The sequence below is a fragment of the Sphingomonas sp. genome, from assembly GCF_035910975.1.
Lineage (GTDB): Bacteria > Pseudomonadota > Alphaproteobacteria > Sphingomonadales > Sphingomonadaceae > Sphingomonas.
The window spans coordinates 74,471-92,146 of the sequence record NZ_JAMHWM010000020.1; the positions used below are offsets into that span (position 1 = coordinate 74,471).

Sequence of the window (17,676 nt, forward strand, 5' to 3'; positions counted from 1 at the left end):
GGAGGGAGCCGACGCAGTCGGCGGAAGGGTGAGGGGGAGTGAGCGAGGCAAAGTCCCCCTCACCCTTCCCACCGGCTACGCCGGCGGGCCCCTTCCCTCTCCCACAAGGGGAGAGGGAGTGAAGCTCAATGCTCACGTGGGCTCTCCATGATCTCGGTCAGCACACCGCCCATGTCCTTCGGGTGCACGAAGAAGATCGGCGTCCCGTGCGCGCCGATGCGGGGCTTGCCCAGCACCTTCGCCCCCTTCGCCTCGAACCACGCCAGCGCTTCCTCGATATCGGGCACTTCGTAGCAGAGGTGATGCTGCCCCCCGGCCGGGTTCTTCGCCAGGAACGCCGCGATCGGCGAGTCCTCGCCGAGCGGCTCGATCAGCTCGATCTGAGTATTGGGCGTATCGACGAAACACACCCGCACCCCCTGCGCCGGCAGGTCGAACGGCGCATGGATCACCTCCGCGCCCATCACATCGCGGTAGAAGGCGACGCTGTCGCCGATCGACGGCGTCGCGACGCCGATGTGGTTGAGGCGACCGAGGATCATGAAAAAAAGCCCATCATCGCTATTGTCACAGCCAGCAGAGAAAACCCCATCCAGGGCACAGCTCTTAGAATTTTCAACTCAAGCGCGAAACGAGCAGGGTCATCCGCTCGCCGAATAATGTGCTCGCGAACGACACCGCTTACCCGATATTTTAGCTCGCCAGTCTTTTCCGCTTCGCGAGCACGCAAATATATCGACACGGTCATCAACGCCAACGCAGCAACACAGCCAGCCAAAACTATCCCAAAATCAATACTCACAACGGAATATTATCGTGCTTCTTCCACGGGTTCTCCAGCTGCTTCCCCCGCAGCTTCCTTAGCCCCAGCGCGATCCGCCGCCGGGTGGAGTGCGGCATGATGACCTCGTCGATGAACCCCTTGCTCGCCGCGACGAAGGGGTTGGCGAAGCGCGCCTCATATTCCGCCGTCCGCTCGGCGATCTCTTCAGGCGTGCGGCCGCGGAAGATGATCTCCACCGCGCCCTTGGCGCCCATCACCGCGATCTCGGCGGTCGGCCAGGCGTAGTTGAGGTCGCCGCGCAAATGCTTCGACGCCATGACGTCATACGCGCCGCCATAGGCCTTGCGGGTGATGACGGTCAGCTTGGGCACCGTCGCCTCGGCATAGGCGAACAGCAGTTTCGCGCCGTGCTTGATGATGCCGTTATATTCCTGCGCCACGCCGGGGAGGAAGCCGGGCACGTCGACGAAGGTCACGATCGGGATCTCGAACGCGTCGCAGAAGCGGACGAAGCGCGCCGCTTTCTTCGACGATGCGATGTCGAGCACGCCGGCAAGCACCATCGGCTGGTTGGCGACGAAGCCCACCGTGTGCCCCTCGATCCGCCCGAAGCCGCAGATGATGTTGGCGGCGTGCGCCGGCTGCACCTCGAAGAAATCGCCTTCGTCCACCACCTTCCGGATCAGCTCGTGCATGTCGTACGGCTGGTTGGCGCTCGCGGGGATCAGCGTGTCGAGGCTGTCGATCGTGCGGTCCCACGGGTCGTCGCTCGGCCGCGTCGGCGGCGCCTCGCGGTTCGAGGCGGGCAGGAAATCCACGAAGTCGCGGGCCGCGAGCAGCGCCTCGATATCATTGTCGAAGGCCACGTCGGCGACCCCCGACTTCGTGGTATGCGTCACGGCGCCGCCCAGTTCCTCCTGCGTGACGATCTCGTTGGTAACGGTCTTCACTACATCCGGGCCGGTGACGAACATGTAGGACGAATCCTTCACCATGAAGATGAAGTCCGTCATCGCGGGGCTATACACGGCACCGCCCGCGCATGGACCCATGATGAGCGATAGTTGCGGCACGACGCCCGACGCCAGCACATTGCGCTGGAATACCTCGGCATAGCCGCCAAGCGAGGCGACCCCCTCCTGGATGCGCGCGCCGCCCGAATCGTTCAGGCCGATCACGGGCGCACCGACCTTCATCGCCATGTCCATGATCTTGCAGATCTTCTCGGCATGGCGTTCGCTCAAGGAGCCGCCGAATACGGTGAAATCCTGGCTGAACACGAAGACAAGGCGACCGTTGATCGTGCCGCTGCCGGTGACGACGCCGTCGCCGGGTACCTTCTGCGCCTCCATGCCGAAATCGACGCAATTATGCTCGACGTACATGTCGAGTTCCTCGAACGATCCGTGATCGAGCAGCACCTCGATCCGCTCTCGCGCGGTGAGCTTGCCCTTGGCGTGCTGCGCCTCGATCCGCTTCTCACCACCCCCCAGGCGGGCGGCGGTGCGGCGGCGTTCGAGTTCCTCGATGGTCGACGACATGGACGCTCCTTCGTTCAACGCTCTTTCAAGACGCGCGGGCCGACGCAAATGCAATGTTGCAAAGTTCACACGATCATGTTTGCAAATAAGAGCGATGACATTGACCAGCAAACGCCGCCTGTTCGCGGGAACCGAGGTCCGCGCACTGCGGGCGAAGATCGGCGTCAGCCAGCCGGCGCTGGCCGCAGCGCTCGGCATCTCGGTGCCCTATCTTTCGCAGATCGAGAGCAATGACAGGCCGCTGACGGCGCCCGTGTTGCTCGCGCTGGCTCGCGCCTATCCCGACGACTGGGGCGGCGTCGCCGGGGCCGACGAGCCGTTGATCGTCGCCGCCGCCGCCGCCGCCGCCGACCCCAGCATCGCCGCTCCGGTGCCCGATGACGCGATGCGCCGCGCGGTCGAGCAGCAACCGCACCTCGCCCGACGGCTGGTCGCGACGCACGATGCGTGGCGCCGCAGCCAGGAGCAGTTGCGCATCCTCGACGACGGACTGGATGCGCGATCCGGCGATGTCGCGCGCCTGCCGTGGGAGGAGGTGCGCGACTGGTTCCATGCGGAGGGCAACTATATCGACGCGCTAGACCGTGCGGCGGAGGCGATGGCGGACGCGATCGGGCCGGGCATCGCGGCTCTCGCGGCGCGGCTGGCCGACGCGCATGACGTGATGGTAGAGATGGTCGATACCGGGGGCGGCGAGTTGCGCGCATTCGATCCGGCGAAGCGACGCCTGCGCCTGGATGCCGCGCTGCCGCCCGAAAGCACCGGCTTCCTGCTCGCCCACCAGCTCGTGCGGCTGGAAATGCCCGAGCCGATCGCCAGGACGATCGCCGACGCCGGCCTGCGCCACGACGCCTCGCGCCGGCTGCTGGAAATCGGGCTGGCGAATTATGCCGCCGGGGCGCTGACCATGCCCTACACGCGCTTTCGCGCCGCCGCGCACGCGACGCGCCATGATATCGACCGGCTGCGCCAGGGGTTCGGGGTCAGCTTCGAACAAGCCTGTCACCGCCTCTCGACGCTCCAGCGGCCGGGTGCCGCTGGCATCCCGCTGTTCTTCCTGCGCGTCGATATGGCCGGCAACATCACCAAGCGCCATTCGGCCACCCGCCTGCAATTCGCCCGCTTCGGCGGCGCCTGCCCGCTGTGGGTCGTGCATGAAGCGGTGGCGATCCCCGACCGCATCCTTGTCCAGCGCGCGGAGATGCCCGACGGCACCCGCTACGTCTCGATGGCGAAGGGGCTGGTGAAGCCGTCGGGCAGCTACGCCCGCCCGCCGCGCCGCTATGCCGTGGCACTGGGCTGCGAAGAGGCCGATGCCGCCGACTTCATCTACGCCGATGGCCTGTCCGCGCAGGGGCCGACCCCGATCGGCATGTCGTGCCGCATCTGCCCGCGCCCCGACTGCGACCAGCGCGCGTTTCCGCCGGCGGGGACCGAACTGGCGATCGATCCCGACGTGCGCGCGGTGGTGCCATACGGGTTCGGGTAGCGACCGCACGCCCGCGCAGGCGGGGGGCCAGGGTTACAAAGGCCAACGCCCGCGCCGCTTGGGCTCCCGCCTACGCGGCAGCGGCCGCGAGAGGCTACGCCGGCTGCTGCGGTTCCGGCGCAGGCTCGGCGGCCTCGTCCGCCGGGGCCTCAGCACTGGGTTCGTCCCCTGACGGCGTATCCTCCACCGCAGACGCCGCTGCCGGCTCATCCGCCACCGTTGCGATCACCGGCGCCTCGCCCTTCGCCTGGAATTCATAGGTGAAGCCGTTGCCGTCCGTGCCGACATGGATGCCGGCGATCTCCTCGCCCGACATCTGCCGCTCCAGCAACGCGATCGACATTTCGGGCAGCATCGTGTTGGTCAGGATCGCGTCGATCATGCGCCCGCCCGACGCCACCTCGTTGCAGCGCGATACGATCATGTCGACCACGTCCTGGCCGAAGTTGAACGCGATCTTGTGGTTCTCCTGGATGCGCTTCTTGATGCGGTTGAGCTGGATGCGGACGATGCCGTCGAGCATCTTGGGGCTGAGCGGATAATAGGGCAGCACCAGCAGGCGGCCGAGCAGCGCGGGCGGGAACACCTTGAGCAGTTCGGGGCGCAGCGCGGTCGCCAGCGCTTCCGAATCCGGCGCCATCTCCTCATCCTCGGTCAGGCTCATGACCAGGTCGGTGCCGGCGTTCGAGGTGAGCAGGATCAGCGTGTTCTTGAAATCGATGAACCGCCCTTCGCTGTCGTTCATGAATCCCTTGTCGAACACCTGGAAGAACATCTCGTGGACGTCCGGGTGCGCCTTCTCGACCTCGTCGAGCAGCACCACCGAATAGGGCCGCCGCCGCACCGCTTCCGTCAGCACGCCACCCTGGCCGTAACCGACATAGCCGGCCGGCGCGCCCTTCAGCGTCGATACGGTATGCGCCTCCTGGAACTCGCTCATGTTGATGACGATCATCGATTCGTCGCCGCTGAACAGCAGTTCGCTGAGCACATGCGCGGTCTCGGTCTTGCCGACGCCCGAGGGGCCGCACAGCATGAACACGCCGACCGGCTTGTTGGGGTTGTCCAGCTTGGCGCGGCTGGTCTGGATGCGCTTGGCGATCGCATCCATCGCATGATCCTGGCCGATCACGCGCTTCTTCAGTTCGTCGGCGATCTTGAGGACGCTCTGGATCTCGTCCTTGACCATGCGGCCGATCGGGATGCCGGTCCAGTCGCCGACGACGGCGGCGACAGCATCCTGATCGACCACGCCGAACACCATCGGGGCGTCGCCCTGCGCCTCGCGCATGCCGGCGATGGCGTCATCCAGCGCGGCCTTGCCCGCGACCTCATCGGCGCCTTCGGCGCGCAGCGCGTCGCGCGCCTCGACCACCCTTGCGAGCGCTGCCTTCTCGGCATCCCATTTGACGGTGATCGCGTCGAATTCGGCCCGCGCCTCGGCGAGTTCCTCGTCGATCTTCTCCAGCCGGTCGTCGTTGCGGTACTGGCCGCCCTTCTCGCGCTCGACGATCTCGCGCTCGACCTCCAGCAGTTCGACGCGGCGCTTGCGATCCTCGACCTGCGCCGGGGTCGCATGCTGAGATACCGCAACACGCGCGCAGGCGGTGTCGAGCAGGCTGACTGCCTTGTCCGGCAGCTGGCGCGCGGGGACGTAGCGTTGCGACAACACAACCGAGGACGCCACCGCCTCGTCGAGCACGACGATATTGTGGTGCTTCTCCATCATCGGCGCGACCGAACGGATCATCGCGATCGCCTTGGGCGTCTCCGGCTCGGGCACGTCGACGGTCTGGAACCGGCGGGTGAGCGCCGGGTCCTTCTCAAAATACTGGCGATATTCGGCGTAGGTCGTGGCCGCGATCGTACGCAGCCGCCCTCGGGCCAGCGCCGGCTTCAGCAGGTTGGCGGCGTCGCCCGTCCCCGCCTGGCCGCCCGCGCCGATCAGCGTATGCGCCTCGTCGATGAACAGGATGATCGGCTTGGGCGAGCTTTCCACCTCGTCGATCACCGCGCGCAGCCGCTTCTCGAACTCGCCCTTCACGCTCGCGCCCGCCTGCATCAGGCCGATGTCGAGCGAATGCAGCGACACGCCCTGCAATGCCGGCGGCACGTCGCCGTCGGCGATCCGCCGCGCGAAGCCCTCGACCACCGCGGTCTTGCCGACGCCGGCCTCGCCGACCAGGATCGGGTTGTTCTGGCGACGACGCAGCAGGATATCGACGCACTGGCGGATTTCGGCGTCGCGGCCGATGATGACGTCGATTTCGCCGGCCTTCGCCTTCGCCGTCAGGTCGATCGAGAATTTCGCGAGCGCGCTGTCGCCCGATTGCGGCATGGCGTCGCCGCCTTCGCCGCCCCCTGCCCCGCCGACCGCCGCCGGACCGGCATCGACCTGGGTCTGCTCGGTCGAGTTCTTGGTGGCGACCGCGAAGTCCGACGCGAGCTTGTCGACCGATACCTTGCGCCACTCCCCGCTTATCGCGAACAGCGCGTTCTTCAGGTTCGGCGTGCGCAGCATCCCGAACAGCAGATGGCCGGTGCGCACCCGCGCCGCGCCGAATTGCAGAGAGGCATAGAGCCAGCCCTTCTCGATCGTTTCCTCGATCTGCGGCGAAAAGTCGGAGATGGCGGTCGCGCCGCGCGGCAGCGCGTCGAGCGCGGCGACGACGTCCTTGGCAAGCTTGGTATCGTCGATGCCGAACGCGGTGCGGATCGAGGCGAGATCGTTCTGGGCATCCTGAATCAGGATGTGCAGCCAGTGGACCAGCTCGACATAGGGGTTTCCGCGCATCTTGCAGAAGCCGGTGGCAGTCTCGATCGCCTTAAGGCCGGTGGGATTGAGGCGCCCGAACAGGGCACTGCGGCTGATCTCGGTCATGCTGTCGTTTCCCCCTTGGTCCGTTTGGCCGGCTTCATCCGGCGCGTAAGATGCGTATCCCTGCGCAGCCCGCCCTGGGGATCGGGCTTCATCCAGCCCGTCCAGCCCAGTCGACTGCGGCCGTCGAGCTTCACCGGGCGAGCATGCGCCGAATCCAGCTCGATGGCGATATCCCATTCGAGGTGGGACGGCGCGAAAGCGTCGAGCGCTTCCGACACGATCGCGAAGCGCGTGCCGTTGGGCAGCAGCGCTTCATATTCCGCGATCGAATTGGCGCGGATCACGATGCGGAAAGCATCGGATGCCGTCAGTACGCGCTTGCCCGCCAGCATGTCGCTGCCCAGCGTCGAGAAACCCCGGCCCAGCCGGCTCTGATCCTCTGGCGCGATGTCGCGCCAGCGTGGCTGATATTCCAGCACGCGCACCGGCTGGCGCAGCAGGTGGCACAGCGCATCCTCGATCGCCACCGCGCTGCGCCGCGACGCGAACAGCGCGGCGTAGTGCAGCCGCGCGCGTTCCGGGAAAACGCTGTCACCGGCCACCCCTTCCGCCGCGCCGCTCAAAGCACCCAGATAGCGCGCGAAGCGATCGTCGTCGGGCCGGTCGGCCTGCACCGCCGGCTGGGTATCGCCCCAGGCGCGATAGAATAGCTGGAGCATCCGCCCCGCCAGCACGTCGAGCCAGCGCCCGAACGGCCGCACCTTGGCGTAGCGCCGTTCATAAGTCGCGAATTCGGACAGATGGATCGGCATCGGCCCCATCGGCCCGAGCAGGCCAAACCAGTATCCGGTCACCTCGGCCCGCCCGTGGCGGCGTTCCACCGCGCTCAGGGTCGGAGCCGGGAAATGCAGCGCCGGATCCTGCGCCAGATCGACGACGTTCTGCGTGGGCCGCCGCGACCGTCCGACGCGCGGCAGGCCGGGCGCGCGCGCCTCCGCCCCGCGGACGAGCGGAAACATCCCCCAGCGCCGCACGTCCCCGGCGGCACTGTCGAGGAAGGTCAGATGGTGTGCCGGCGGCCGATCCGGGGGGGCCATTGCGCAAACATGCCTTCGTCGGGGCTTTCGAAGATGGTTTCCGTGAATGAATTGATGCTGGCGAATTCGGCCAGGAAACGATCGAGCACCGCGCTGAACAGGAACATCCGCGCGCGATCGAACGCGGCGTCGTCCAGCTTGATGCGGATGCGGTGGCCGCGCGCGATCGCCATCCGGTCATGCCCCGGCACCCGCCGAGCGACCTTGGACGAGCGGATGGACAGCACGCCGTCGATCTGGCGCCGCAACGTCGCGTCGTCCTGCCGCCCGTACAGCGCCAAGTGATCGCGCAGCACCGACGGATCGTCGTGATCCTCCGGCGCGATCGTCATGTAGTTGGGCGTCAGATGGCCGATCACCCGCCACGCCGCCTCGCCCAGCGCGAGCGGCGGACGCGGCCGGGTCGGCGCGCGCAGGACCGTCACCGACCGCGCGGGCACGCCGCTGACGGCGAAATGCCGGTCGCCGCGAAAGCTGAGCAGTTCGGGCAGTTCGCGGTTAGTGACGAGCGCCTTGACGGCAAGTTCGTGGATATCGTCGAGCCGCGTGGCGTCGCCGGGCGCCGTCAGGCTGATCCATGTGTCGGTGCCGGTATATTCGCCGCGCCGCCGCAGCCGCTGTTCGCGGGTGGACAGGCGGCGGGGACGCAGCCGGCTGGTATAGAACAACGCCTCGCGCCAGTCGTACAGCAGCGCGCCGAACGCGTAGAGCGGGGCGACGGTGCGCGCATCGACATTGTCGCGCGCGAAGGCCTGGACGCCGGTCAGGCGGAACACCTCGAAATCGAGCGGCTTCGTGCGATCGGGTACGACATGATATTCATGCGTGTGCGGCGCGATCTGGACGCGGCCGAGCTGCTTTTCGAACAGGTTGATCGCCGGCGTCGCGAAAAGGCGGAAATTGCTGGGGTCGAGGGCGCCGGCCAGCACCGGTGACGAACGGCCAAACAGCAGCACGACATCGCACTGGCCCGACGGCGACGCCTTGAACGCACGGTCCAGCCCCTTAACATCGACGAACAGGAAGCGCTCGGGGCAGGCGAAATATTCGGTCAGCAGCCGATAGCCGCGGAACGACCGTTCCTCAGCGGGTAACAGCGCCTCGTCGTCGTCGAAGCCGCGCGGTTCGGGCAGCGGCAGCTTCGCCCAGCCGCCCGCACCCGCCGCCGATTTGGCGTCACGCCCGATCACCGCCAGCGTTTCGCCGACCAGCTGGCGATAGAGCTCGCCCGGAACCGCCTCCGCCCCGGCGAGGTAGATCGGCAGGCTCTTTGGCAGCACCTTGGCAAGGTCGGTGCCCGGCGTCGCCTCGAACCGCAGGCGCAGCCCGGCTTCGGCGCGCACGTCGGCGCTGGCGGCATAGGGGGCGACGGCGGCGCGCGACGAAAGATACTCCGCCTCCACGACCTTCAAAGGCCACAGGGTGACGGCATGACCGGTGCGGAAGGTGACCGGCGCATTGTCATGGTCGGCGGCGGTCGCTGTCAGTTCGGTACCGCGCGGCACGTCATGCCCCTTCAGCAGGACGGGATCGCCCTCCTTGGGATCGAACCCGGCGATGCAGATCGACGGCGTCGGCGCCAGATAATGCGGCTGGATCGCGTGGAGCAGATGTTCGGTGAAATCGGGGAACTGGTCGGCCAGCTTCAACTGCACGCGCGCGCTCAGATACGCCACGCCCTCCAACAGCCGTTCGACATAGGGATCGGGATCGGTCGGCGTCTTGAGGCCCAGCCGGCCGGCGACCGCCTCATGCTCCTCGCCGAACTCGCGCGCGCTCTCGCGCAGATAGGCGAGTTCGTCGTTGTAGAACTGCAGCAGGCGCGGGTCCATGGGCTCCGCTACTCCCGCACGTCGACGGCGGCGGTATCGGGCTCAAGCTCGGTACGAAACTTCACCGGCATCGCCTGCACCGCGGCGGCGATGTCGCCGTGAATGGTGAAGACGAAAGCGTTGGGATTGCCCTGTTCCTCGCTGGGTTCCACCGTCAGGCTGTCGCGGTCGAAGCGTGGCTCGAACAGACGGATCGCCTTGCGAATCTCCCGCGCCCGCTCCAGCACCACGCGCCGCGTCAGCACCTTGCCTGACAGGTCGGGGACACCGTAGTTGAGCACCGAGCTCTGGACCTGAGGATAGGGCTCCAGATCCTCGATCGCTTCCAGGTTTGTGGTGTTGAGCAGCCACGCGACCTCGCGGCGCACGGTGGATCGCAGCGCCGCCTCGTTGAAGCGTTCGAGCTTGGGAATGGAATAATAGCGAAAATTCTCGCGCGAGACTTCGGCCGCCTCGCTCTCGCTGTTGCTCAGGCCCGATATCTCGAGATCGCTGACCAGCTTGTCGAACAGCGACGGCGTAAGGCGCTGCTTGACAGCCATGCCCCGCGCCTCAGGCCAACGTCAGCAAACGGACCGAAAGCAAATCGCGATCTTCACCGTTCGAAAGCGCCCAGATATGCTGCCCCGATCCAGCCTGGCCCCATGACGTGTCCCGCCAGCCCGTCGTACGGGTCAGCCGCTCGGCGGTGTCGTCGGACGCCTCGCTGCCCGGGTAGCGCGCGGGCAGCATGGCGGCGATCGACTGGCCCGACTTGAAAGAGATTTCGACCGGATACCAGATGATATCGCGCAGGTCGCGCGGCCCCTCGCTCTTCATCGATTCCACGGCATCGAACGGGACGAGCCCGTATCGGCCACCGATGATCGCCTCGAATGTGGGGCCGAAACGCGAATCGGCGTCGGCGATCCAGTCGAACGCCACGCCGTCGATCTCGCCCGCCATTTCTGGTGCAGCATCGAACGCCGCGTCGCGCGCGGCTTCGCCTTCGGCATCGCGGCCGATAGCGAACGCCTGGATGGCGAGCGGAATGGGGCGCGCCCATTCCGCATCGACCAGCAGCGGGGCCAGTTCCTCACCCGCGAACACGCGGGCGCGGGCGGCCTCCGCCTCGATCGCCTGGCCATAGGCGATCGACAGCATCTGGGCCTCGGGAGAGAGTTGCGCGAGCGTCGCCAGCTGCTTCCTGGCCTTGTCCCACTCGCCCGCGATCGCGAGCAGCTGGAACAGGTACATCCGCGCGCCCTGGTCGGACGGTTTGGATCGGACGGTCTCGACCAGCGCGGCACGCGCGCCGTCGAGATCGCCGGCCTTCAGCAACTGGTCGGCGTCGGACACGCGCAACTCCCCCGAGACGCCGGATCAGACCTTGACGTTCTTGATGATGTCCCAGCCGGCCGTCTTCTCGGCCTCGATCTTGCCGCTATCCTTGTGGGTCGGGGCATAGCCGACCTTCACCCGCGCCGGGTTGAAGGTGACCGATTCGAGAATTTCGACAACGCCGCCTTCCTCGTCGATGACCGATTCGTCCTTGACCTGGCTGATGACAACCGACTGCATGGTGATGGTGTAGAAGATGTCGGTGCCGCCGACGCCGCCGGTCTTGACCGCGTGGATCACCACCTCATCAAGCACCGAGCCGGCCGCGCAGGCCAGGAACAGCGCCGGAGTCGACGCATCGATCGGCTTGGTGATCGAGATGTCGGAGAAGTTGGCGCGGCCGGTGGTCTTGCCCGCCGAGCCCATCTGCGAGGGCTGGTTCACGGCATAGGCCCACGACCGGATATCGATCGCCTTCTTGCCCTCGAACTTCTTGTGCTGCGATTCGCCCTCGATCTTGGGGTCGCCGCTCTTGACGGTCATCAAAAGGTCTAGTGCCATCGTCGTCACTCCTGCCTGAAAGGTTGGGGTACGCGTTTACTGAATAATCGAAACTACGCCGCCTGGCTCACTCGCCCTTGGGCAGACGCGACACCATGCTGAGCGCGATGTCCATGCCCTCGAGCTGGTAATGCGGCACGAACATGAACTTGCCTTTGTAATAGCCGGGATTCTCCTCGTCGGGGATGATCTCGACCATCGCGTTCTTGAGCGGCTTCTTGGCCTTGGTCTCTTCGCTCGACGTCTCCGGCGAGCCGTCGACATATTGCATGACCCATTCGTTGAGCTCGCGCGACAGCTGCGGCGCCTCGCGATTGCCGCCCACCCAGTCGCGTACCATGCACTTCAGATAATGGGCGAAGCGGCAGCTGGCGAAGATGTACGGCAAGCGTGCCGACAGGTTCGCATTGGCCGTCGCATCGGCGTTCTCGAACGCCTTGGGCTTGTGCAGCGTCTGCCCGCCGATGAAGGTCGCCTGGTCGGTGTTCTTGCGGTGGATCAACGCCAGCAGGCCCGCGCCTGACAGCTCCGCCTCGCGCCGATCGGAAATCGCGATCTCCGTCGGGCACTTCAGGTCCATGCCGCCGTCGTCGGTCGGGAACATGGCGGTCGGCAGCCCTTCGACCGTGCCGCCCGATTCGACGCCGCGAATGCGGGTACACCAGCCGTAGGAACCGAACGCCTCGGTGATCCGCGTACCCATCGCATAGGCGGCGTTCAGCCACAGATGCTTGTCGTGGTCACCGCTCGTCTCTTCCTCGAAATCGAACTCCTCGACCGGCTCGCTCTTGGCGCCATAGACCGGACGACCAAGGAAGCGCGGCATGGCAAGCGCCATGTAGCGCGAATCGTCTGACGCGCGGAACGAGCGCCACGCGGCATAGTCGGTCGCGTCGAACAACTTGCCCAGATCGCGCGGGTTCGACAGCTCGGTCCAGTTTTCCATCCCGAACAGGCTGGGCGCGGCACCGGCGATGAACGGTGCGTGGCTCGCCGCGCCGATCTTGGACAGCCCCTTCATGACTTCCAGATCGGGTGCCGAATGATCGAAGGCATAGTCGCACACGAACGATGCATAGGGCTGGCCGCCGAGCTGGCCGAACTCGGATTCGTAGATTTTCTTGAACAGCGGGCTCTGATCCCACGCCGCGTCCCGATACTGGCGGAACATCTTGCGGCACTCGTCCTTCGAGATGTTCATGACGCGAATCTTTAGGTTCGCGCCGGTCGATGTGTTCATCACCAGATAGTTGAGGCCACGCCACGCCGATTCCAGCCGCTGGAAATCCGCGTGATGGATGATCTGGTTGACCTGCTCGCTGAGCTTGCGGTCGATCGCCGAGCGCATCGCGTCTAGCGTGGTGAACACGTCGTCGCCGATCACGGAAGCATTTTCCAACGCCTGCTGCGCCAGCGTTTGCACCGCTTCCTCGATCCGCCCCTTCTTGGCGTCGTCGGCCGGCTTGAACTCCTTCTGCAGGAGCGCCGAGAAATCATCGAACGCAAAGGCGTCGGCCGCCTGCGGCCCACCTGCTTGCTGAAGAGCTTCCGCCATGTTCTCCCGAACTCCCAATTACGATGTTGGCGCGGTCAGCGCGATTATGCGGTCGGCTGCTCACCCTCGGCAGCGGGCGCCTCGTCGACCGGCTTGGTCGCCGACAGCGCGCTCATCAGCGCGGGATCCTTCAGCACCTTGTCGAGCAGATCCTGCGCGCCGTCCTTGCCGTCCATGTACAGCAGCAGGTCCTGCAGCTGCTGCCGCGCCTCGAGCAGCTTGGCGAGCGCGGGGACGTTCTTCGCCACCTCGCCGGGGCTGAAATCGTTCATGTTCTTGAACGTCAGATCGACCGACATCTTGCCCTCGCCGGTCAGGCTGTTGTCGACGTTGAACGCGGCGCGCGGCGCGATCGCGGCCATGCGCTGGTCGAAATTGTCCATGTCGAAATCGACCAGATCGCGCTTGTCGACCGATTTCTTCTCGACAAGGCTCTTGCCCGACAGGTCGGACATCACGCCCATCACGAACGGCAATTCGACCTTCTGTCGCGACCCGTAGGTTTCGACTTCATATTCTATATGGACGCGCGGCGCCCGATTCTCGCGAATGAACCGCTGTCCGCTCTTCACTGCCATCGCGCCTTCCCCCGAACCTTCCTGATCGACAAACGACTCAAATCATCATCGACCTCGCCGGCGCACGATAGTTGACGGCCTAGCGAGATCAATAGCTGGAACTGTTTTGTTCTTCCCGTGACAACAAAACCGTGCGGGCCTCGCCGATGCCGTTGGGTACGATGTCCTCCATGATCGTCATGAAATCCATCGTCACCCACGACCGCGCGCGGCGGAGCGCCACCGGAACGGGGCTGTTCGGCTCGCGCCGCAGATAATAATCGGCGATCGCGTCGAACGCCTTCAGCACATCCTCCCGCGAATCGACTCGTCCGGCGATGCGTGGTCCGCCTGATCCGCCACCCCCATCGACCATATCGGCCGATCCGCCGTTCTCCGCCTCGTCGGCCGCCACTGCGGCTTCTGGCGCGAGCCCGGCATAGGGCGCCAGCGCGCGGCGAATCGTGTTGATCGCCTCATAGGTGGTCTGGAAATTGGTGGCGGTGTCGCCTTCGGCATTCTCGGTCAGTACCGCATCGGCGCGACGGATCGCGTCACGCATCTGGTCAAGCTGGTCGATCGCCGTCGCGACGGTTTCGGTCGGCGTGTCGTCCATCGCCGCGCGGAACATGCCATAGCCGTCGGCGGCGTCGCCCTCGGTGGCGAAGCGTTCGAAGTCCTCGGCGGAATAGCGGCCGAGGCGCGGATGCTCGACCAGGATCGTGCGGCGCAACGGCCCCAGGAACTCACCGATCCGCGTCAGCGACTCGCACGGCCCCTTGCGGCCCTGGAAGCCATATTCGTCGAGGGTCGGGTGGACGCTGTCCCAGTATCGCTCGAACAGTCCGGCAAGCATCTGCGTGCCTGCCAGCGCGACGTCGAGCCGGCCGAGCCGGGCACCCCCACGTGTCAGATAGATGGCGAGCCAGACGTCCTTGGTGCGCGCGCTCTGCGCCTCGATCAGGCGGAGGGTGTCGCGCAGATCGACGCCCTCTTCCTCGGCGGTCGATTCAAACGCGCTCTCGATGACCTGTCGCTCGGCGTCGTAGGACAGGTCCTCCCCAGCCGGGGACTCGTCCGACACCGAAGCCAGCAGCGCCTCAACGTCCACGCGACGCCCCATTCGCTGTCGGTGTCGTCATCGTCTGCCCCCTCCCGATCGTGCCGGCTCTACGAAATCAGCTCGGCCTCGACGCGACGGTTGGCGGGATCGCTGGCCTTGCGGCCCGGCAGCGGGTTGCCGAAACCGTGCCCCCGCGTCTCGATACGGGATTTGTCGACGCCCGCGGCGGTCAGATAGTCGGCGACCGCCTTGGCACGGCGGCGCGACAGATCGAGGTTCGACGCGCGGTTGCCGACCGAATCGGTATGCCCTTCAATCACGAAACGCTTGCCGAGCAACTCGGGACGCAGGATCGAATCGGCAAAAACGCGGGCGCGGGCCTCGCCCAAGCTCGTCATCCGGTCCGAATTCATCTCGAACGCAATCATCAGGTCGGCACGGCGACCGGGGAGCGCGCTGCCGGCCGACGGGCGGGCAGCGGTCGCCGCGGCGACCGCGGCGGGAGCACGGCGGGGCGCGGTGGCGGGATTACGCTGCGCCGGGGCGGATGCGGCCGGGACCGTCTTCGCCCGGGTCGGCTGCGCCATGCGGAAGCCGCGAGTCGCGGGCGCGGGCTCGGTCGGTTTCGCCGTCTGCGGCCGGGCGAGGCTGAACCCGCGCGTCGGCGGCGCGTCGCGGGTCACCTGCGCCGAATCGGCCGCCTGGGCGTCGCCACATTTGCCGGCGAAGGCGCAGAGATAGCTGTCGACGCTGGGCGCGGGCGCCGCCGCCTGTCCCCAGGCGGGCTGGCTGACCAGCATCGTTCCAATGGCGAGAGTCGCGAAAACGGATGTGCGCATGTCGATTGCCCCCAAATAATCCGTAGACTATCTGTAGAAAGCGTCGATCATACCCCTACACCATTGTCTTCGCAAGCTGCGCGATTCGCGCTAAACCCGATCGTTGCCTGTCGGCGTAGTCGAGCTATGATACACGCATCGCCGGTTACGGGCGCGGCGAAGGCGGGGGACTATCGAATATGGACGCGCAATCATCCCGATTGACCCAGATGTCCATCGATCTCGGCGACGAGCAAGTTCTCGTCGAGCGAATCGATTCGACCGAGGCGTTGAGCACACCATTCCACATGCTGCTCGACATCATCGCCCCGCTGGAGATCGATATTCATCCACATCTGGGCAAGCCGGCCCGCGTGAAGGTGGTTGATGAGGGTCGCGTGCAGCGTCACTTCCACGGCTTCGTCACCGCCGCCGAATACTGCAAGGAATCGCTCAGCGGGCACCACTACCGCCTGACCCTTCGGCCCTGGACCTATTTCCTCGACCAGAACCGCGACTTCGCAATCTACCAGGAAATCGACGCGGTCGCGATCATCAAGAAGGTGCTGGAGGAAGCCGGCGTTTCCGACACGGACTTCACCAAATTGTCGAAGACGCGCGGCAAGCGCACCTATTGCGTGCAATATGGCGAAAGCGACTTCGCCTTCATCTCGCGCCTGATGGAAGAGGAAGGCATCTATTACTTCTTCCGGCACGACGGCGACCGTCACGTCATGGTGCTGTGCGAATCCCCGAACGCCCATACCGCGGGGAAACCGGCCAAGCTCTATTTCAACCCGGCATCCTCGACGATCGTGACAGCCGACGCATCGTCGCGCGGCGACACGACGTCCGACCTGCAGAGCTTCGTCGAGCGCGTCTCGACCACCGCCGGCGCGAAAGTGACGATGCGCGACTATGATTTCGAGAAGCCCGACCGGCCGCTCAACGCGGTATCGACCGAGTTGCAGAAGCATCCGCGCGATACCCAGGAAATCTACGCCTATCCGGGCCTCTACGTCGAGGAACGGCGCGGCGGCGAACTCGGCCAGGTGATGCTCGACGCGACCCGCGCGACCCGCCGCGTCCTGACCGGCAAGAGCCAGGCGCTGGGCATAACCTGCGGCGCGCGCCTGTCGGTGGAAAACCACCCGGTCGACCGCCTCAACGCCAGCTACGTGGTGATTTCCGCCCGCCACCGCTTCGTCAGCGAACGCTATCGCGCGATCACCGCGCAGGAGGCCGAGGCGGAGCAGAAGGAAGGCGTGCCCGACGAAGGCGTCGAATTCGAGGCGATCCCGGCGGATACGCGCTTCCATGCGCCGCGGACCACGCGAAAGCCGGTGGTGCAAGGCCTGGAATCCGCCGTGATCACGGGGCCAGAGGGCGAGAAGATCTACACCGACAAATACGGGCGGGTTAAGGTGCGCTTTCACTGGGACCGCCACGGCCGGCCCGGCGACCAGACGACATGCTGGATGCGCGTGTCGCAGACCGGTGGCCTCGGCAACCTGATCCTGCCCCGCATCGGACATGAAGTGCTGGTCGATTTTCTGAACGGAGACCCGGATCGCCCGCTGGTGGTGGGCCGCGTGTTCAACAAGACGCACATGCCGATCTATGAGTTGCCTGAAAACAAGACGCGGGCGCTGTGGCGTACACTGACCTATGGCGATCCCGGCGATTATCCGGACACCAAGGAACTCGACGTCCCGAAGAAGAACGTCAACGAGATCCGGTTCGAGGACAAGGGCGGCAAGGAGGAGATCTGGATCCAGGCCCAGCGCGACATGAACGTGCGCGTTCATTTCGACGACAGCCATCATGTCGGCCACGACCAGAACCACTATGTCGGCCATGATCGCACCGCCGAGGTGATCAACGACGAGACGACGAAGATCGGCAACGATCAGACGCTGACCGTGGTCGGCAACCAGACCAACACGATCGAGAAGGAACGCCGGACCGAGGTCAAGCAGAACGACACGGTCCAGGTTAATAAGAACCGCAAGCTCAAGGCCGAACAGAACATCGTCTATGAAGCGGGGATGAGCATCGAATTGAAGGTGGGCCCGGTGTCGATCAAGATCGACCACACCGGCATCACCATGAAGGGCCCGATGGTGAAGGTGACCGGCGACACGATGGTCGAGGTCCAGGCACCGATGACCCAGGTGAAGGGCAGTGCCATGGTTATCATCAAGGGCGGGCTGACGATGATCAACTGATCGCCGCCGG

At 65.7% G+C, this 17,676-nt stretch carries 15 protein-coding genes; 2 read left to right on the forward strand and 13 right to left on the reverse strand.

Annotated features, from left to right (window positions below; translation table 11 throughout):
* Window positions 1-125: 125 nt before the first annotated feature.
* The 3 genes from mce to VYI76_RS03780 are packed head-to-tail and all read right to left on the reverse strand — an operon-like array spanning window position 126 to window position 2,325.
* Window positions 126-542, reverse strand: a complete 417-nt coding sequence (gene mce / locus VYI76_RS03770) for a methylmalonyl-CoA epimerase (protein ID WP_326523439.1) — start codon at window positions 540-542, stop codon at window positions 126-128.
* A complete protein-coding gene (locus VYI76_RS03775; RefSeq protein ID WP_326523440.1) occupies window positions 539-802 on the reverse strand; it encodes a hypothetical protein in 264 nt (87 codons plus the stop codon). The genes mce and VYI76_RS03775 overlap by 4 nt, the downstream gene beginning before the upstream one ends.
* Complete coding sequence (locus VYI76_RS03780; RefSeq protein WP_326523441.1) at window positions 799-2,325, reverse strand: acyl-CoA carboxylase subunit beta; 1,527 nt, start codon at window positions 2,323-2,325, stop codon at window positions 799-801. Before VYI76_RS03780 ends, VYI76_RS03775 begins: the two co-directional genes overlap by 4 nt.
* A 94-nt stretch (window positions 2,326-2,419) precedes the next feature.
* Here VYI76_RS03780 and VYI76_RS03785 point away from each other — a divergent pair, with 94 nt between their 5' ends.
* Window positions 2,420-3,814, forward strand: coding sequence for a helix-turn-helix domain-containing protein (locus VYI76_RS03785; RefSeq protein ID WP_326523442.1), 1,395 nt, complete (start codon window positions 2,420-2,422; stop codon window positions 3,812-3,814).
* A gap of 94 nt (window positions 3,815-3,908) precedes the next feature.
* On the opposite strand, the gene tssH is transcribed toward VYI76_RS03785, so the two are convergent.
* From tssH to VYI76_RS03835, 10 genes are all read right to left on the reverse strand, one after another.
* Entirely contained in the window at window positions 3,909-6,695 is a 2,787-nt protein-coding gene (gene tssH / locus VYI76_RS03790; protein WP_326523443.1) for a type VI secretion system ATPase TssH, read from the reverse strand.
* Entirely contained in the window at window positions 6,692-7,732 is a 1,041-nt protein-coding gene (tssG, locus tag VYI76_RS03795; RefSeq protein WP_326523444.1) for a type VI secretion system baseplate subunit TssG, read from the reverse strand. Before tssG ends, tssH begins: the two co-directional genes overlap by 4 nt.
* Window positions 7,696-9,564, reverse strand: coding sequence for a type VI secretion system baseplate subunit TssF (tssF, locus tag VYI76_RS03800; RefSeq protein WP_326523445.1), 1,869 nt, complete (start codon window positions 9,562-9,564; stop codon window positions 7,696-7,698). The genes tssG and tssF overlap by 37 nt, the downstream gene beginning before the upstream one ends.
* 8 nt (window positions 9,565-9,572) lie before the next feature.
* Complete coding sequence (tssE, locus tag VYI76_RS03805; protein WP_326523446.1) at window positions 9,573-10,106, reverse strand: type VI secretion system baseplate subunit TssE; 534 nt, start codon at window positions 10,104-10,106, stop codon at window positions 9,573-9,575.
* 10 nt (window positions 10,107-10,116) lie between these two features.
* On the reverse strand, window positions 10,117-10,902 hold the full coding sequence (locus tag VYI76_RS03810; protein ID WP_326523447.1) for a type VI secretion system accessory protein TagJ: 786 nt from the start codon (window positions 10,900-10,902) through the stop codon (window positions 10,117-10,119).
* 24 nt (window positions 10,903-10,926) lie between these two features.
* A complete protein-coding gene (locus VYI76_RS03815) occupies window positions 10,927-11,445 on the reverse strand; it encodes an Hcp family type VI secretion system effector (protein ID WP_326523448.1) in 519 nt (172 codons plus the stop codon).
* A 67-nt stretch (window positions 11,446-11,512) separates the two neighbouring features.
* Window positions 11,513-13,000, reverse strand: a complete 1,488-nt coding sequence (gene tssC / locus VYI76_RS03820; protein ID WP_326523449.1) for a type VI secretion system contractile sheath large subunit — start codon at window positions 12,998-13,000, stop codon at window positions 11,513-11,515.
* 44 nt (window positions 13,001-13,044) lie between these two features.
* The gene (gene tssB, locus VYI76_RS03825) at window positions 13,045-13,578 is read right to left on the reverse strand and encodes a type VI secretion system contractile sheath small subunit (RefSeq protein WP_326523450.1); all 534 of its coding nucleotides are present in this window, start codon (window positions 13,576-13,578) and stop codon (window positions 13,045-13,047) included.
* 88 nt (window positions 13,579-13,666) lie between these two features.
* Complete coding sequence (locus VYI76_RS03830; protein ID WP_326523451.1) at window positions 13,667-14,680, reverse strand: type VI secretion system protein TssA; 1,014 nt, start codon at window positions 14,678-14,680, stop codon at window positions 13,667-13,669.
* A gap of 47 nt (window positions 14,681-14,727) precedes the next feature.
* Window positions 14,728-15,459 (reverse strand): OmpA family protein, encoded by a 732-nt coding sequence (locus VYI76_RS03835; protein WP_326523452.1) that lies wholly within the window; start codon window positions 15,457-15,459, stop codon window positions 14,728-14,730.
* A 209-nt stretch (window positions 15,460-15,668) separates the two neighbouring features.
* Here VYI76_RS03835 and VYI76_RS03840 point away from each other — a divergent pair, with 209 nt between their 5' ends.
* Window positions 15,669-17,666 (forward strand): type VI secretion system Vgr family protein, encoded by a 1,998-nt coding sequence (locus VYI76_RS03840; RefSeq protein WP_326523453.1) that lies wholly within the window; start codon window positions 15,669-15,671, stop codon window positions 17,664-17,666.
* Window positions 17,667-17,676 lie beyond the last annotated feature (10 nt).

Excerpts from the sequence above, each read along its gene's own strand:
- tssC (WP_326523449.1), bottom strand. The coding sequence starts at position 13,000 with ATGGCGGAAGCTCTTCAGCAAGCAGGTGGGCCGCAGGCGGCCGACGCC.
- VYI76_RS03815 (WP_326523448.1), bottom strand. The coding sequence starts at position 11,445 with ATGGCACTAGACCTTTTGATGACCGTCAAGAGCGGCGACCCCAAGATC.
- tssB (WP_326523450.1), bottom strand. The coding sequence starts at position 13,578 with ATGGCAGTGAAGAGCGGACAGCGGTTCATTCGCGAGAATCGGGCGCCG.
- VYI76_RS03780 (WP_326523441.1), bottom strand. The coding sequence starts at position 2,325 with ATGTCGTCGACCATCGAGGAACTCGAACGCCGCCGCACCGCCGCCCGC.
- VYI76_RS03785 (WP_326523442.1), top strand. The coding sequence starts at position 2,420 with ATGACATTGACCAGCAAACGCCGCCTGTTCGCGGGAACCGAGGTCCGC.
- tssH (WP_326523443.1), bottom strand. The coding sequence starts at position 6,695 with ATGACCGAGATCAGCCGCAGTGCCCTGTTCGGGCGCCTCAATCCCACC.
- VYI76_RS03840 (WP_326523453.1), top strand. The coding sequence starts at position 15,669 with ATGTCCATCGATCTCGGCGACGAGCAAGTTCTCGTCGAGCGAATCGAT.
- tssE (WP_326523446.1), bottom strand. The coding sequence starts at position 10,106 with ATGGCTGTCAAGCAGCGCCTTACGCCGTCGCTGTTCGACAAGCTGGTC.
- mce (WP_326523439.1), bottom strand. The coding sequence starts at position 542 with ATGATCCTCGGTCGCCTCAACCACATCGGCGTCGCGACGCCGTCGATC.
- VYI76_RS03830 (WP_326523451.1), bottom strand. The coding sequence starts at position 14,680 with ATGGGGCGTCGCGTGGACGTTGAGGCGCTGCTGGCTTCGGTGTCGGAC.
- tssG (WP_326523444.1), bottom strand. The coding sequence starts at position 7,732 with ATGGCCCCCCCGGATCGGCCGCCGGCACACCATCTGACCTTCCTCGAC.
- tssF (WP_326523445.1), bottom strand. The coding sequence starts at position 9,564 with ATGGACCCGCGCCTGCTGCAGTTCTACAACGACGAACTCGCCTATCTG.
- VYI76_RS03835 (WP_326523452.1), bottom strand. The coding sequence starts at position 15,459 with ATGCGCACATCCGTTTTCGCGACTCTCGCCATTGGAACGATGCTGGTC.